The organism is Enterobacter cloacae complex sp. ECL411, assembly GCF_021869665.1.
Lineage (GTDB): Bacteria > Pseudomonadota > Gammaproteobacteria > Enterobacterales > Enterobacteriaceae > Enterobacter > Enterobacter intestinihominis.
The window spans coordinates 1,431,826-1,447,426 of sequence record NZ_CP091486.1; the positions used below are offsets into that span (position 1 = coordinate 1,431,826).

The following is a 15,601-nucleotide window of genomic DNA, read 5'->3' on the forward strand; positions in this document are numbered from 1 at the left end:
ACAGGACCGTTGCTGAACTATGGCAGAAGATCAAAATCCACCTGCTGACGAGCAGGATCAAAACAATAACGAGCGCAAGCGCCCGGGCAAAAAACCGTTAATTATCCTTGGCATCGTGGTCATCGTGATGGTGATCGTGGCGCTGGTCTGGTGGTTTTTAACCCGTAACGAAGAGACCACCGACGACGCCTTCACCGACGGCGACGTAGTGACCATTGCCCCAAAAACGGCAGGCTACGTTACCGAACTTCGCGTGCGGGATAACCAGCGTGTAAAGAAAGGGGATGTGCTGGTGGTGATCGATCCGCGTGATACCACCGCCCAGCGCGATCAGGCTCAGGCCCAGCTTGGGCTGGCGGTTGCGCAGTTGCATCAGGCACAGGCGCAGCTGGCGCTCTCGAAGGTGCAATATCCCGCCCAGCGCGATGAAGCCAAAGCCCAGGTACTGAAAGCCCAGGCGGATATGACCAACGCTCAGGCGGAGTACCGCCGTCAGCGCGGCGTTGACCCCCGCGCGACCACACAACAAAGCATCGATGCCGCGAACGCTCAACTGCGGAGTGCCCAGGCGGGTCTGGCCAGCGCGCAGGCGCAGCTGGAGGTGGCGGAGCAAGTCCAGCTGCAAATCCGCCAGCAGGAGACTAACGTCGAAGCCCGCGAACGGCAGGTCGATCAGGCCAGAGCGCAGTTGGAAACCGCCAACCTGAACCTCTCTTATACCGAAGTCCGCGCCCCGTTCGACGGTTTTGTCACCAAACGCAACGTCCAGCCTGGTACGCTGGTGCAGGCAGGCACGGCACTGTTCTCGCTGGTTTCCCCGAACGTGTGGGTGGTGGCGAACTTCAAGGAGTCGCAGCTTGAACGTATGAAGCCGGGCGACAAAGTGACCGTGTCCGTCGATGCCTGGCCGGATATGGCGCTCGAAGGCCATATTGACAGCATCCAGCAGGGCAGCGGCTCGCGCTTCTCCGCCTTCCCGTCGGAAAACGCCACCGGTAACTTTGTGAAGATCGTTCAGCGCGTGCCGGTGAAAATCGTCATTGATAAGGGGCTGGATCCGAACAAACCGCTGCCGCTGGGGCTGTCGGTTGAACCGAAGGTCACCGTGGAATGACGGACAGCAGCCACGAAAACTGGAAGCCCGCCAGTAACCCGTGGGCGGTGGCGATTGTGGTCACCCTGGCGGTGTTTATGGAAATTCTGGACACCACCATCGTCAACGTGGCGCTGCCCCACGTCGCGGGGTCGCTCTCGGCCAGCTATGACGAATCCACCTGGGTGCTCACCAGCTACCTGGTGGCGAACGGCATCGTGCTGCCGATCTCGGCCTTCCTGAGCCGGCTGTTTGGCCGCAAGCAGTTCTTCCTGATCTGCATTGTGATGTTCACCATCTGCTCGTTCCTGTGCGGCATCGCCACCGAGCTTTGGCAAATCATCCTGTTCCGTGTGATGCAGGGCTTTTTTGGCGGCGGGTTGCAGCCCACGCAGCAATCGGTGCTGCTCGATTACTTCAAGCCGGAGGACAGGGGCAAAGCCTTTGGCCTTTCATCCATTGCCATTATCGTCGCGCCGGTACTTGGCCCGACGCTGGGAGGCTGGATCACCGATAACTACTCCTGGCGCTGGGTGTTCTTTATCAATATTCCGGTAGGGATTGTGACGGTGCTGGCCATCTATCAGCTGCTGGAAGATCCGCCGTGGGAGAAAAAGTCGGAAGAGAAGCTCACCGTCGACTGGACGGGGATCGGCCTGATCGCTCTCGGACTTGGCTGTTTGCAGGTGATGCTCGACCGGGGCGAAGATGATGACTGGTTCTATTCGAACTTTATCCGCACCTTCGCGGTACTGACGCTGGTCGGCATTATCGGCGCGATCTACTGGCTGATGTATGCCAAAAAGCCGGTGGTGGATCTGCACTGTATGAAGGACCGCAACTTTGCGATCTCCAGCCTGCTGATGGCGGGGATGGCGATGATCCTGTACGGCAGTTCGGTGGTTATTCCGCAACTGGCGCAGCAGGATTTGGGCTATACCGCCACCTGGTCCGGGCTGGTGCTCTCGCCCGGCGCGGTGCTGATTGTGCTGACTATTCCGCTGGTACTGAAGCTGATGCCGGTGGTGCAGACGCGCTGGATCATCGCCTTCGGCTTTACCTGCCTGGCGGTGTCCTTCTTCTGGTCCCGGACGCTGACGCCGGATATCGATTTCGAAACGCTGGTGCTGTTCCGCAGCGCCCAGTCGATTGGACTCGGGTTCCTGTTTGTGCCCCTCACCACCATCGCCTTTATCTCGATCCCAAGGCGGCTTAACGCCGACGCGGCGGCGCTGTTTACCATGTTCCGCAACGTGGCTGGCTCGATTGGGATTTCGCTCTCGACGGCGGCGATCACCGAGCGCTCACAGGCGCACAGCGCGCATCTGGCTTACCACGCTTCGCCGTTTAATGAGCAGTTCCAGCTGGCGATACGCGAAAGCGCCCAGGCGATCCAGAACTTCACCACTCAGGTGGGCGATCCGACCGGCATTGCCACCGGGCGGATGTACCAGACCATGATCGAGCAGTCGCGCTTTCTGGCCTACATCGACGTCTTCACCATTCTGAGCGCGGTGGCCTTCTTACTGATTCCGTTTTGTTTGTTGCTCTCGCCGGTTAAGAGCGAGGGGAGTGCAGGAGCACACTGATGATACACAGACGTTTACACCTCCTGATGATAATGATGCTGCTGGTGGGCTGCGCCGTCGGGCCGGACTACCAACAGCCTGCACCGCCCGCCACCACGCACTGGAACGATAAGGGCGACGGCGCGGTGAAATCGCAAACGTCCTCCGCCGCCACCAACCCGCGCTGGTGGAAAACCTTCGGCTCGCCGCAGCTCGACAGCCTGATTGAACGCGCCATCGCCGGAAATCTGACGCTACAGCAAACGGTATTGCGCATTGCCGGCGCGCGCGAACAGATTAACCAGGCCGGCGGGGCATTTTTCCCGTCGGTGAATGGCAATGTGCAGGCGACGCGCCAGCAGCTTGGGCTGGAAGGGGAGCTGAAATCCCACGGCGTGTATGACCAGTTGAATAATGTCGATCCGCAGCTGCGAAGCGCGTTAGGCCCGCTGACGCAGCCGATTAACCTCTATCAGGGCAGCTTCGACGCTCAGTGGGAAATCGACCTGTGGGGCAAGGTGCGCCGTCAGGTAGAAGCGGCCGAGGCGCAGCAGCGGGCGGCGATCGAGCAGCGTAACGATGCGCTGGTCTCGCTGGAAGCCGAAGTGGCGCGGGCGTGGCTACAGCTGCGAGGGGCGCAGAGCATCATTGCCACGCTTAATACGCAAATTGAAAGCGCGCAGCAGACGCTGGATCTGACCGAAAGCCGCCAGCGGGGCGGGCTGTCACCGCAGATGGACGTAGAAAACGCCCGGGCGCAGTTGGGCAATCTTGAAGCCCAATTGCCGCAGTATCAGGCGCAGGAACGCCAGGCGATGAACGGGCTGGCCATCCTGCTCGGCAAACCGCCGGGGGCGCTGGATGCCGAATTACAATCCGTGCAGCCGATGCCAGCGTTGCCGGATATTGTGCAAACCGGCATTCCGTCAACGCTGGCGCGTCGTCGCCCGGACGTGCGCGAAGCTGAGGCGAACCTCCATGCCGCCACGGCGCAAATTGGCGTTTCGGTAGCCGAACTGTTCCCAAGCTTCACCCTCTCCGGGCAGTTTGGCCTGCGTAACAGCGAATCCGGCTGGCTGACCGACTGGAGCAGCCACTTTTACAGCTTCGGTCCGCAGGTCTCCATCCCCATCTTCCAGGGCGGTCGGCTGGTCTCCAGCGTCAAGGTGGCCCGCGCACAGCAAGGGGCGGCGGTGCTGGACTATCGTCAGACGGTGCTGACGGCGCTCGGCGATGTTGAAAACGCGCTGGTGAGCTATCGCACTGACCAGCAGCGTGAGGCGGGCCTGGCGAAAACCATCGACGCGCTGCAAAACGCTTTTGATCTCGCCAGCGACAGCTACCGACAGGGGATCGCCAGTTTTATTGACGTGCTGGACGCCCAGCGTCAGCTCGCTCAGGCCGAACAGCAGCGGGCGCAGGCGCAGGTGCAGAGCGCGCTTGACCTGGTGGCGCTCTACAAAGCCCTCGGCGGCGGCTGGGAGCCGTATCAGCAGGTTCAGCTGCCAGACTACAGCGTCTTTGGCGATGCCCCGCGCGGATAGATTCAGAGGATTGGGCAAGAAACGGACAGGAACGCCACATTCGCGATGGCTGGGGGGCGGGTATAACTAACAGACACCCAATCGATATGCGAGGAAAGCGTTATGCGTTATCAAAAACTGGGCAATACCGGACTGTTTGTTTCTGAACTCTGCCTCGGCACCATGACCTTCGGCGGCGAGGGCGGCATGTGGGGCAAGATTGGCCAGCTAAGGCAAAACGAAGCCGAGCAGCTGGTGGGCCGCGCGCTGGACGCGGGCATCAACTTTATCGACACTGCCGACGTCTATTCGGAAGGACGCTCGGAGGAGATCCTCGGGCAGGCGCTGAAAAACCTGAACGTTCCACGTGAAAACGTGGTGGTCGCCACAAAGGTGTTTGGTGAAACGGGCACGGCGGGAGTGAACTCACGCGGCGGCTCGCGCTATCACATTATCGACAGCGTAAAGGAGAGCCTGCGCCGCCTGCAGCTCGATCATATCGATCTCTATCAGCTGCACGGTTTCGACCCCGCGACCCCCATTGAGGAGACGCTTTACGCACTGGATAACCTTGTACAGCACGGTCACGTGCGATACATCGGCGTCTCGAACTGGACTGCGTGGCAGATTGCCAAAGCGCTCGGTATTTCTGAACGTCTTGGGCTGGCGCGTTTCGCATCGTTGCAGGCGTATTACACCATTGCCGGACGTGACCTGGAGCGCGAGCTGGTGCCGATGATGCAGAGCGAAGGCGTCGGATTGATGGTCTGGAGCCCGCTGGCGGGCGGCCTGCTGAGCGGAAAATACGGTCGTGACGGGCAGAGCGAAACCGGAGGCCGCCGTCTGGAATTTGACTTCCCGCCGGTGAATAAAGATCGCGCCTTCGACTGCGTGGACGTAATGCGCGTCATTGCCGAGCGTAGGGGCGTCTCCGTGGCGCAAATCGCGCTGGCATGGCTGCTGCATCAAAAAGCGGTGACCAGCGTCATTATTGGTGCGAAACGCGTCGATCAGCTGGACGATAATATTGCCGCCACCGGGATCCGCTTAAGCGAAGACGAGCTTAAACAGCTTGATGCCGTCAGTGCGCTGCCGCGCGAATATCCAGGCTGGATGCTGGAGCGGCAGGGGGAATACCGTCGTAGTCAGCTCGCGCAGCAGTAACCTTCCTTTTCCCCGGAGGCGCTTCGCTTACCGGGGCTACTATCTCTGGTCTTTATTTCAACCCACCTCACAAAAAATGCTCCTTCTCTTTGCCTGATGTTTCATCTCGATCTATATGACTAGTCATTAAATTTAAATGACTAGTCATATAGGGAGAGACCATGAACAAATCACTGCCAGCCAACTTTTTATGGGGCAACTCGGTATCCAGCATGCAGACGGAAGGGGCATGGAATGAGGGCGGGAAGGGGATGTCGGTATATGACATTCGGGAAGCAGGAGAAAACATCTCCGACTGGAAAGTGGCGACCGACTCCTACCACCGCTACCGGGAAGATTTCGATCTGATGCAGGATCTGGGCATGAACTGCTACCGCTTCCAGATCTCCTGGAGCCGCGTCTGCCCGCAGGGTGACGGCGAGTTCAACGCCGAAGGTATCGCGTTTTACGACCGCTTTATTAACGATCTGCTCGCCCGCGGTATTGAGCCGATGGTCTGCCTCTACCACTTCGATATGCCGCTGGCGCTGGCGCAGGAGTACAACGGCTTCAACGAACGCCGGGTGATGGAGGCCTTTATCCGCTACGGCAAGAAGATGATCGACTGCTACGGCGATCGCGTGAAGTACTGGCTGACCTTCAACGAGCAGAACATTTTCCATATGCCGGAAGCTTTTCGCATTTCCGGTTACATGAAAGGTGAACAAACCCTGCGCGAGCTGTATGAGCTTCAGCACCATGCGATGGTGGCGCACATGACTCTGACCGAATACCTGCACCAGACTAAGCCAGGCAAGCTGATGGGCGGCATGCTGGCGCACCAGTTGATTTATCCAGCCACCTGCAAACCGCGCGATATCTTCTGCGCCCAGCAGTACGACGAATTCCTCAACCAGAACCTGCTGCGCGTCTTCGCGGGACAGGGCTACAGCCCGGCGGTGATGGCGGTGGTGGAGCAGGAGGGCTTCGGTGATATCTACCGCGCAGACGATCTCGCGCTGTTTGCGCGCACGAAGAACGACTTTATGGCCTTCAGCTATTACGCCAGCAAAACGCTGGACAGCGATGCCATCCCGGAAGGCACGCCGGTGAACCATTACCTGCTGCATGGCGAGAAAAATAACCCGTACCTGAAAGCCACCGAGTGGAACTGGCAGATCGACCCGCTGGGCTTTCGCACCATCATCACCCGCTATGCCAACGACTGGCGGATGCCGGTATTCCCGATTGAAAACGGCATCGGCGTGATCGAGTCCTGGGACGGGGTAAACCCGATCGAGGACACCTACCGCATCGACTACCACCGGGCGCACATCGAGGCGATGAAAGCGGCAATATTCGAGGACGGGGCAGAGGTAATGGGCTACCTCGGCTGGGGCTTAATCGACATTCTCAGCTCGCAGGGTGACATGCGTAAGCGCTACGGCGTGGTCTACGTCAACCGTGAAAATCACGACCTGAAAGACCTTAAGCGCGTGCCGAAGAAGAGCTACGCGTGGTTAAAACAGGTTATCCATACTAACGGACGCGAGATGTAAGCCGTACGCTGCCGGGCCGTTTTTGTGACTGATTGATGGGAATACTCCGCTATGTCTGAAACAAAAATAACACCGCACATGCAGTCTTTTGTCGATAAATTTGTTGAGTTCTCGGCGCGCCTGGCAAACCAGGTACACCTGCGATCCCTGCGGGACGCTTTCGCCACGGTGATGCCGATTTTCATCCTCGCCGGTCTGGCGGTGCTGGTGAACAACGTCGTGTTTCCATGGGTGCTGGAAGGCGACACGCTCACGCAGTTTAAGGTGTGGGGCGAGGCTATTATCAACGGCACGCTGAACATCGCCGCGCTGCTGCTGGCACCGATGATCGCCTGGTCGCTGGCGCGCAACAAAGATTTCGACAATCCGGTCTCGGCAGTGGTTATCGCCGTCAGCAGCTTCATCATCATGATGCCGATGCGCTTACAGATTACGCCTGTCGGCAGCGACGCCCCGGTGAACGTCACCCAGGTGCTGACGTTCGCCAATATCGGCTCCACCGGGATCTTCGCCGGGGTGCTGATTGGGCTGCTCTCAACCGAGCTGTTTATCGCCATTTCACGGCTGAAGGCGCTGCACATTTCGCTGGGGGAGAACGTGCCTCCGGCGGTGAGCAAATCCTTTACCGCGCTGATCCCGACAATCCTCACGCTCTCCCTGTTTGCGGTGCTGGCGGCCATACTGGCGAACGTGCTGCATACGGATCTGATCCATCTCATTACGACATTCATTCAGCAGCCGCTGCGGCTGATCAACACCAGTCTGCCCGGGACGATCTTCATTTACAGCTTCGGTAACTTCCTGTTCACGCTCGGTATTCATCAGTCGGTAGTCAACAGCGTGGTGCTGGAACCGTTCCTCCTGATCAACACTAACGAGAACATGCTGGCCTTTGCCAACGGCCAGCCGATCCCACACATCATCAACAACATCTTTGTGCCGACCTTTGGCATGGTGGGCGGGACGGGCAGCACTATCTCATTGCTGATCGCTATCTTCATCTTCTCAAGACAGAAATCAGCGAAGCAGGTGGCGCGTCTGTCACTGGCGCCGGGTCTGTTCAACATCAACGAGCCGGTGATTTTCGGCCTGCCGATTGTCTTTAACCTGCCGCTGATGATCCCGTTTGTGCTGCTGCCCGCCATCGGGATTTACTTTGCGTGGCTCTGTACCACGCTGGGTCTGATGTCGCGCTGCGTGGTGATGATCCCGTGGACCACGCCGCCGATCCTCAGCGCCTGGCTGGCGACGGCGGGGGACTGGCGGGCGGTGGTGGTGCAGTTGGCAATCATCGTATTTGGTGTATTCTTCTACCTGCCTTTCCTCAAGGTGGCCGAGCGAGTGGCCTTGAAAAACAGCGGGACAGAAAACTAATTTAAGGAAGGAAGATGGCGGCGAAGTACATCACCATAGCGCGGGAAATTAAGAAACGCATTATTACCCAGCAGTACGCCGCCAATGAACCGCTGCCGGACCAGTTCGCGCTGGCGGCGGAATTCAGCACCAGCCGGATGACCATTCAGCAGGCGATGCGTCAGCTGATCGTAGAAGGGCTGGTCTATACCCGGCAGGGACAGGGCACGTTCATCCGCAAAAATTTCCTCCAGCTTTCCCAGTGGGATCTCTCCGGCAGCGACTACTTTGGGGCGACCAAAACCTGGGAACATTTAGGCACGGTGTCGAGCCAGGTGGTGCACTTCGAACTTCGCTTCCCGAACGAGAAAGAGCAGGCCTCGCTGATGATAAATCCGGATACGCCGATCTATGACTTCATCCGTCTGCGTTTACTCAACGGTGAGCCGATGTCCCTGGACGCCACGGTGATGCCGCTCAATCTGGTGCCCGGCCTGAACAAAACCCATCTTGAAAGTTCGGTATTCCGGTATGTGCAGGAGACGCTGGGGCTGAAGATCATGGGATCGTATCGTGTGGTGCGGGCGCTGAAGCCCAGTGCGCTGGATATGCAGCATCTGGTCTGTGAGCCAACCGACCCGGTGCTGGAGGTCGAGCAGGTGATCTATCTGGAAGATGGTACGCCGCTGGAGTACGCCCATTGTCACTATCGCTATGATCATGGCGGCATCGTAATTGTGAATAACGGATAAAAAAAAGCGGGCCTCGAGGCCCGCTTTGTTCGTGCTCGCGATTAGTTCAAACGCACCGGCATACCGGAACGGTTCTGAATCGCCTGGTCAACGATGGTCGTGTCAACATCCGCCTGAGAGGTAACGGACTGCACCGCGCTGGTCAGCTTAATCGGTACGATTTCGTTGTTGTTGATCTGATCTTCGCTGGTGGACAGCGGGTTATGCACTTCAATGTAACGGCTGCCGTCCGGCTCTGACGTCGCTTTCACCGGTTCGTTAATGAACTGCACGCGCGTACCGACCGGCACGTTATCGAACAGGAATTTGATGTCTTCATTACGCAGACGTACGCAGCCGTGGCTTACGCGCAGGCCGATACCGAAGTTGGCGTTAGTACCGTGGATGGCATACAGACGACCAATGTACAGCGCGTACAGACCCATCGGGTTATCAGGGCCAGCAGGCACAACGGCCGGTAGCGGTTCACCGGCAGCAATGTACTCAGCGTGCATTTTGGCGGTCGGCGTCCAGGTTGGGCCCGCTTTCTTACGCTCCACTTTGGTGGTCCAGTTCAGCGGGGTGTCTTTACCCAGCTGACCGATACCGATAGGCAGCACGATCACGGTGTTGGTGCCTTTCGGGTAGTAATACAGACGCATTTCGGCGCTGTTAATCACGATACCTTCGTGCACGGTATCCGGCAGGATCAACTGCTGTGGAATGTTGAGTACGGTACCCGCTTTCGGCAGATACGGGTCAACGCCCGGGTTCGCTTCCAGCATGTTAGACAGGCCGAGCTGATACTGCGCCGCAAAGTATTCCAGCGGCTGAGTGTTACCTTCCGGAACCGTCACCACCTGGTTTTCACCCACCAGACGGCTTCCGTCTGTCGGCAGGGGATACGTCACCGCAGACGCGGTCTTACAAAAACCTACTACGGCTAACGCCGCCGCAAAAAGCGTTGTTAATTTCATGTTCATGTTATGCGAGGTATCTAAGCCATTCTGGCGATGAGTTGAGAAGTCTGAATCTGTAATGGGAGCGCATTATATGTGCATTCCCGTTAACTGGGAATTCAGATGTGTACGAAATCACATTTTTTTCGATTTTGTTAAAGTTTAGTGGATTACCGCAACACAGGATCTCAATTCGGAATTGTGGCATAATGCCGCGTTTATCACACTTTTCGCAGGAATCTCTCCGTGTTAGTTACCAGCAACGTCACTATGCAGTTTGGCAGTAAGCCGCTGTTCGAAAATATTTCCGTCAAATTTGGCGGCGGCAACCGTTACGGCCTGATTGGTGCCAACGGTAGCGGAAAATCCACCTTTATGAAGATCCTCGGCGGTGACCTGGAGCCGACGCTGGGCAACGTGTCGCTCGACCCGAACGAGCGTATCGGTAAGCTGCGTCAGGATCAGTTCGCCTTCGAAGAGTTCACCGTGCTCGACACCGTGATCATGGGGCATGCGGAGCTGTGGGAAGTGAAGCAGGAGCGCGATCGTATCTACGGTCTCGCTGAGATGAGCGAAGAAGACGGTTACAAAGTGGCCGACCTGGAAACGCAGTACGGCGAAATGGACGGTTATTCTGCGGAAGCGCGTGCGGGCGAACTGCTGCTGGGCGTCGGCATTCCTGTTGAACAGCATTATGGTCCGATGAGCGAAGTTGCGCCAGGCTGGAAGCTGCGTGTGCTGCTGGCGCAGGCGCTGTTCTCTAACCCGGACATCCTGCTGCTCGACGAACCGACCAACAACCTGGACATCGACACCATCCGCTGGCTTGAGCAGACGCTGAACGATCGCGACAGCACCATGATCATCATCTCGCACGACCGTCACTTCCTTAACATGGTGTGTACGCACATGGCGGATCTGGATTACGGCGAGCTGCGCGTTTATCCGGGCAACTATGATGAGTACATGACGGCGGCAACCCAGGCGCGTGAACGTCTGCTTGCCGACAACGCCAAGAAGAAAGCGCAGATTGCGGACCTGCAATCCTTCGTCAGCCGCTTCAGCGCTAACGCCTCTAAATCGCGCCAGGCAACGTCGCGTGCCCGTCAGATCGACAAAATCAAGCTCGAAGAGGTAAAAGCCTCCAGCCGTCAGAACCCGTTCATTCGCTTCGAGCAGGACAAGAAGCTGTTCCGTAACGCGCTGGAAGTGGAAGCCCTCACCAAAGGCTTCGATGAAGGCCCGCTGTTCAAAAACTTCAACCTGCTGCTGGAAGTGGGCGAGAAGATTGCTATCCTGGGCGCCAACGGCGTGGGTAAATCTACCCTGCTGAAAACTCTGGTGGGCGAAATGCAACCGGATAACGGTACCGTGAAATGGTCTGAAAACGCGCAGATTGGTTACTACGCGCAGGACCATGAATATGAGTTCGAAAACGATCTGACCGTCTTCGACTGGATGAGCCAGTGGAAGCAGGAAGGCGACGACGAGCAGGCGGTACGCAGCATTCTGGGGCGTCTGCTGTTCAGCCAGGACGACATCAAAAAGCCCGCCAAAGTGCTCTCCGGTGGTGAAAAGGGCCGTATGCTGTTCGGCAAGCTGATGATGGGAAAACCGAATATCCTGGTGATGGACGAACCAACCAACCACCTGGATATGGAATCGATCGAATCCCTGAACATGGCGCTGGAGATGTATCAGGGCACCCTGATCTTCGTCTCTCACGACCGTGAGTTCGTCAGCTCCCTGGCGACCCGCGTGATCGAAATCACGCCAGAGCGCGTGGTGGACTTCACCGGTAACTACGAAGATTACCTGCGCAGTAAAGGTATCGAGAGTTAAAAAATAGCCGGGTGGCGGCTTCGCCTTACCCGGCCTACGTTCTATCCTCTCTCCCTGTGGGAGAGGGTTAGGGTGAGGGCATCAGGACGTACTAAACCACCCACTCGCCCCCTTCAACCCCGTTCACCCGCAGCGTACGTTTTTCCCCCGTCGGTAACGACACCTTCAGTGCCTTCCATGCCGGACGATAGTCGCCGCGCGCATTCACCTTCAGGTTGATACTTGCGCCGTCGCACACCATCTCCCATTCCACCCACAGCGCATTGCCGTTCAGGTAGCCCCAGCTTTCGCCGTCATCCTCAAACAGCAGCCCGGAGGTGGTGCCGACGCCTTTCACCGGGAACAGTTTTAGCTCGCGGGTATCGTCTTTATCGGCGCTCACGTGACGGATGCGTTCGCTGAGCGGCAAACCGGCCCCTGCGCGCACCAGAAGCGGCAGCTTTTCCAGCGGCGCATCAAGGACGATCGATTGCCCGCCCGCATACCACGCGTGGGTGTAAAAATCGTACCAGCCGGTTTCGTTATCCGGCAGCCAGACGCGGCGCTCGCGCTGCCCGGCTTCGACGACGCTGGCCACCAGCAGGTCACGGCCCAGCAGGAAGTCGTCGCACTCTTCAAAGGTCTGCGCATCGTGCTCATGATCGAGGAAGGTCGGGCGCAGCATCGGCTCGTCGTCGGCGTGCGCCTGCCAGAGCAGGGTGTAGAGGTACGGCAGCAGGCGATAGCGCAGTTCAATGGCGCTACGAATCGCAGGGGTCACGCCCGGGTACATCCACGGTTCGTTCACGGTGCGATCGTCATTCCACGAGTGGATGGTAAAGCGCGGATGCATCACGCCGTTCTGTACCCAGCGCACGAACAGCTCGGCATCCGGCTTGTCGCCGGAGAAACCGCCGACGTCGTGACCGACGTTGAACAGTCCGGAGAGGCTCATGCCCAGGCCCATGCGGATGTTATAGCGTAGGGTGTCCCAGTTGGTACGGTTGTCGCCGCTCCAGGTCTGAACGTAGCGCTGCATTCCGGCACAGCCGGAGCGGGAGATCAGATACGGACGTTTATCCGGCGCAAAGCGCTGCTGTGCTTCCAGCGAGGCGCGCATCATCAGCAGCGGCATCACCGGGCGAATATGCTTGATGGCGATCTCCTGGCCGAAGCCATAGCAGCGCGCTTCCCCGTCCCACACTTCATATTCGTTGTTGTCGTTCCAGGTGGAGTCGATGCCCATCTCCAGCAGCTGCGTGGTCACGCCGTTCTGCCACCACTGCACCGTCTGCGGGTTGGTGAAGTCGAGATGCGATCCTTCGTCATCCCAGAAGCTGGAACGTTCAGGCGCATCGGTTTCTGAATCGCGAATGAACAGGCCGCGTTCCGCCACTTCGCCGTAGCGGGGATGATCCTGCAACAGACACGGCTTGATGTTTGCCGCAAGCCGCAGCCCCGCGTCGTGGAACGCCTGGCTCATCACCTTCGGCTGCGGCACTTTGTCGTAGTTCCAGTTAAAGACGTAGCGCTTGCCGTTAATCGAGGTATAGCCGGAGGAGAGCTGGAACGAGTCGCACGGAATGGCATGCTCATCGCACAGGCGGATGAAGTTCATCAGCTGGTCCTGCGCGTCCGGCGCGTCGGTGTAGTGCATGGTTGAGCCGCTGTAGCCCAGGCTCCACTTCGGTCCGAACAGCGTTTTCCCCGTCAGGCGCACGAAGGCTTTCGTCACGTCCAGCACGCGCTTGCCGGTGAAGAGGTAGTAGTCAATATCGCCCGCTTCCGCCTGCCAGCGGCGGTAGGCGGTGTGATAGTTGTCGATCTCGTTACCCAGATCCAGCCAGCAGCTGCTCAGGTTATCGTAGAACAGGCCGTAGCTCACGTCATCGCGACGGGTGAGGGTGAACGGGATGTGCTTGTACAGCGGATCGGTGCTGGCGGCGTTATAGCCCATCGCGTCCAGGTTACGCATCTCATAGCGTTTGCCGTTGCGCTGTAAATCCCCCGCTTTCTCACCCAGACCGTAAAAACGTTCATCATTGCGACGGCTGAGATAGTGCGCCACGCCGTCACCGTGGGCGTTCAGCAGGTAGGCGCTGGTCGGGCGGTCATTGACCAACGGCTGCCACTCGCCCGCCTCATTGCGGTAGTGCCACTCCAGCCACAGGGGCTGGTGGACGATGACGCGCAGTTGTTCGGTCGCTACGGTTAACGCATCGCCCTGCTGCGTCAGTGTCCAGGCCGGGCAGGTGAAGCCGCTGACATCGTCGCGACGGCGGCCTTCCCACGGTACGTCTTGTTCCGGCGCGATGCTCCAGGTGCGGTCCAGCGCCAGCTGGCCTTTACGCTTGATCAGCACGCGGAACAGATTCTCTTCCAGCACATACAGGCACAGACGGTGCTGGTTATCCACCAGCAGTTCCAGATGATTCGCTGACTGCGTATCGATGGTCCAGTTTTTCAGGGTTTTCATATGCAATACATCCACTATCAGGCGCGCTTGGCGCGACGTTCAGCAATAAATGCCACCAGGAAGAAAGCGCCAATCAGGTCAAAGAAGCCCATGGCGATAAAGAGCGGGTTGAAGCCGATTTTGTCGGCGGTCACCCCAATCAAAAGAGAGAACAGGAAGCTGGCGATCCACGCCGCCGAGCCGCGCATGCCGTTAACCGTCGCCATCTGGCCCTTGTCGAACGACTCCACGACCAGCGCGCTCAGCATGCAGGAGATAATCTGGTGGCCGAAACCGCCGATGGAGATCAGCACGATGGTGATATACGGGTCGCGGGTCACGGCCACAACGGCCAGAGAAATCATCAAAAACGCGCCGGTCACTGAACTTGCCACCACCGAGTTGACGCGGGTGCAGCCGAACCAGCGGGTATAAAGCCGGGTGAGGTAGCCGCTCGCCACGCTGCCGAGGTCGGCGGCGAGGAACGGCAGCCAGGCGAACATCGCGATCTGTTTCAAATCCATGCCGTGCTCTTTGGCGAGGTACAGCGGCACCCAGAAGCTCAGCACCGCCCAGGCGGGTTCCGCCATAAAGGCCGGAATGGCGATACCGTAGAACCGTTTGTTCTTCGAGACGGTTTTCAGCGCGGTCAGAAAGGGCAGCCTGACCGGTGCGGGTTCGTTATCCTGTTTGATAAACGCCAGCTCGTCGCGGCTCAGGTTCGGGTGTTGCTCCGGGTTGTGATAGAAGATCCACCACAGGATCACCCACAGCAGCGCCAGCACGCCGGTAAACATAAACGCACCCTGCCAGCCGAACGACGCATGAGCGAAGTAAATGATTGGCGGAGCCAGCATCGCACCGATGGAGAAGCCCACGCCCGCCCAACCGGCGGCAACAGGACGCTCTGATTTCGGGAACCATTCACCGATGGTTTTGGCGTTCGCTGGCGTGGCGGCGGCTTCGGACGCGCCCATAAAGAAGCGCAGGATCGCGAGATGCAGCCAGCTCCCGGCACCTGCGTGGAAGATACACATCAGCGCCCAAATCCCGGCGCAGACCATAAAGCCAATCTTGAGGCCGATAACGTCAATCAGCCAGCCGCAAAGGGGCTGGAAAATGGTATAGGCGATCTGGAACGCGCCGACGATCCACGAGTATTGCTCGGTGGTGATACCAAGGCTCTCTTTCAGCTCGGGGGCGAGAATACCTAACGAGTTACGGGTGATGTAGTTTACGGTCACGCCAAGAAGAAACAGCACCAGTACGTACCAGCGCAGATTCTTAATGACGCGACGGGTTTTGCTTGTCGCAACGGTGTTGTTGATGTCCTGACTCATTTTCTTCTCCACAAGACGGACGGTAAGGGACAAAGGTTCAGGTGTCACACAGCGTC

Annotated in this window: 11 protein-coding genes; 8 read left to right on the forward strand and 3 right to left on the reverse strand. The window is 58.3% G+C overall.

Annotation, left to right across the window (positions count from 1 at the left end; translation table 11 throughout):
* The first annotated feature begins 19 nt into the window (after nucleotides 1-19).
* From L3069_RS06810 to L3069_RS06840, 7 genes are all read left to right on the forward strand, one after another.
* The gene (locus L3069_RS06810; RefSeq protein ID WP_023305746.1) at nucleotides 20-1,114 is read left to right on the forward strand and encodes an HlyD family secretion protein; all 1,095 of its coding nucleotides are present in this window, start codon (nucleotides 20-22) and stop codon (nucleotides 1,112-1,114) included.
* A complete protein-coding gene (locus L3069_RS06815) occupies nucleotides 1,111-2,682 on the forward strand; it encodes a DHA2 family efflux MFS transporter permease subunit (protein WP_022647529.1) in 1,572 nt (523 codons plus the stop codon). The genes L3069_RS06810 and L3069_RS06815 overlap by 4 nt, the downstream gene beginning before the upstream one ends.
* Nucleotides 2,682-4,205 carry an efflux transporter outer membrane subunit gene (locus tag L3069_RS06820; protein WP_023305747.1) on the forward strand — a complete coding sequence of 508 codons (1,524 nt, stop codon included), beginning with the start codon at nucleotides 2,682-2,684 and terminating at the stop codon, nucleotides 4,203-4,205. Before L3069_RS06815 ends, L3069_RS06820 begins: the two co-directional genes overlap by 1 nt.
* Nucleotides 4,206-4,307: 102 nt before the next feature.
* On the forward strand, nucleotides 4,308-5,348 hold the full coding sequence (locus L3069_RS06825) for an aldo/keto reductase (RefSeq protein WP_023299653.1): 1,041 nt from the start codon (nucleotides 4,308-4,310) through the stop codon (nucleotides 5,346-5,348).
* 161 nt (nucleotides 5,349-5,509) lie between these two features.
* Complete coding sequence (locus L3069_RS06830) at nucleotides 5,510-6,886, forward strand: glycoside hydrolase family 1 protein (protein ID WP_022647532.1); 1,377 nt, start codon at nucleotides 5,510-5,512, stop codon at nucleotides 6,884-6,886.
* A gap of 51 nt (nucleotides 6,887-6,937) precedes the next feature.
* Complete coding sequence (locus L3069_RS06835) at nucleotides 6,938-8,260, forward strand: PTS sugar transporter subunit IIC (protein ID WP_023305748.1); 1,323 nt, start codon at nucleotides 6,938-6,940, stop codon at nucleotides 8,258-8,260.
* Nucleotides 8,261-8,274: 14 nt separating this feature from the next.
* On the forward strand, nucleotides 8,275-8,991 hold the full coding sequence (locus L3069_RS06840; protein ID WP_023305749.1) for a GntR family transcriptional regulator: 717 nt from the start codon (nucleotides 8,275-8,277) through the stop codon (nucleotides 8,989-8,991).
* 41 nt (nucleotides 8,992-9,032) lie between these two features.
* Here the strand turns inward: L3069_RS06840 and ldtB are convergent, their stop codons facing one another.
* Nucleotides 9,033-9,953, reverse strand: a complete 921-nt coding sequence (ldtB, locus tag L3069_RS06845) for a L,D-transpeptidase (protein ID WP_003858435.1) — start codon at nucleotides 9,951-9,953, stop codon at nucleotides 9,033-9,035.
* A gap of 222 nt (nucleotides 9,954-10,175) precedes the next feature.
* Between ldtB and L3069_RS06850 the strand changes: the two genes are divergently transcribed.
* A complete protein-coding gene (locus L3069_RS06850; protein ID WP_038415726.1) occupies nucleotides 10,176-11,771 on the forward strand; it encodes an ABC-F family ATPase in 1,596 nt (531 codons plus the stop codon).
* 91 nt (nucleotides 11,772-11,862) lie between these two features.
* Here the strand turns inward: L3069_RS06850 and L3069_RS06855 are convergent, their stop codons facing one another.
* Nucleotides 11,863-14,226, reverse strand: a complete 2,364-nt coding sequence (locus tag L3069_RS06855) for a TIM-barrel domain-containing protein (protein WP_038415727.1) — start codon at nucleotides 14,224-14,226, stop codon at nucleotides 11,863-11,865.
* A gap of 17 nt (nucleotides 14,227-14,243) precedes the next feature.
* The gene (locus L3069_RS06860; protein ID WP_023299659.1) at nucleotides 14,244-15,545 is read right to left on the reverse strand and encodes an MFS transporter; all 1,302 of its coding nucleotides are present in this window, start codon (nucleotides 15,543-15,545) and stop codon (nucleotides 14,244-14,246) included.
* Nucleotides 15,546-15,601: the final 56 nt, after the last annotated feature.

What these genes read in the sequence shown, in the direction of transcription:
- L3069_RS06810 (WP_023305746.1), top strand. Translation starts at nt 20, where the DNA reads ATGGCAGAAGATCAAAATCCACCTGCTGACGAGCAGGATCAAAACAAT.
- L3069_RS06815 (WP_022647529.1), top strand. Translation starts at nt 1,111, where the DNA reads ATGACGGACAGCAGCCACGAAAACTGGAAGCCCGCCAGTAACCCGTGG.
- L3069_RS06820 (WP_023305747.1), top strand. Translation starts at nt 2,682, where the DNA reads ATGATACACAGACGTTTACACCTCCTGATGATAATGATGCTGCTGGTG.
- L3069_RS06825 (WP_023299653.1), top strand. Translation starts at nt 4,308, where the DNA reads ATGCGTTATCAAAAACTGGGCAATACCGGACTGTTTGTTTCTGAACTC.
- L3069_RS06830 (WP_022647532.1), top strand. Translation starts at nt 5,510, where the DNA reads ATGAACAAATCACTGCCAGCCAACTTTTTATGGGGCAACTCGGTATCC.
- L3069_RS06835 (WP_023305748.1), top strand. Translation starts at nt 6,938, where the DNA reads ATGTCTGAAACAAAAATAACACCGCACATGCAGTCTTTTGTCGATAAA.
- L3069_RS06840 (WP_023305749.1), top strand. Translation starts at nt 8,275, where the DNA reads ATGGCGGCGAAGTACATCACCATAGCGCGGGAAATTAAGAAACGCATT.
- ldtB (WP_003858435.1), bottom strand. Translation starts at nt 9,953, where the DNA reads ATGAACATGAAATTAACAACGCTTTTTGCGGCGGCGTTAGCCGTAGTA.
- L3069_RS06855 (WP_038415727.1), bottom strand. Translation starts at nt 14,226, where the DNA reads ATGAAAACCCTGAAAAACTGGACCATCGATACGCAGTCAGCGAATCAT.
- L3069_RS06860 (WP_023299659.1), bottom strand. Translation starts at nt 15,545, where the DNA reads ATGAGTCAGGACATCAACAACACCGTTGCGACAAGCAAAACCCGTCGC.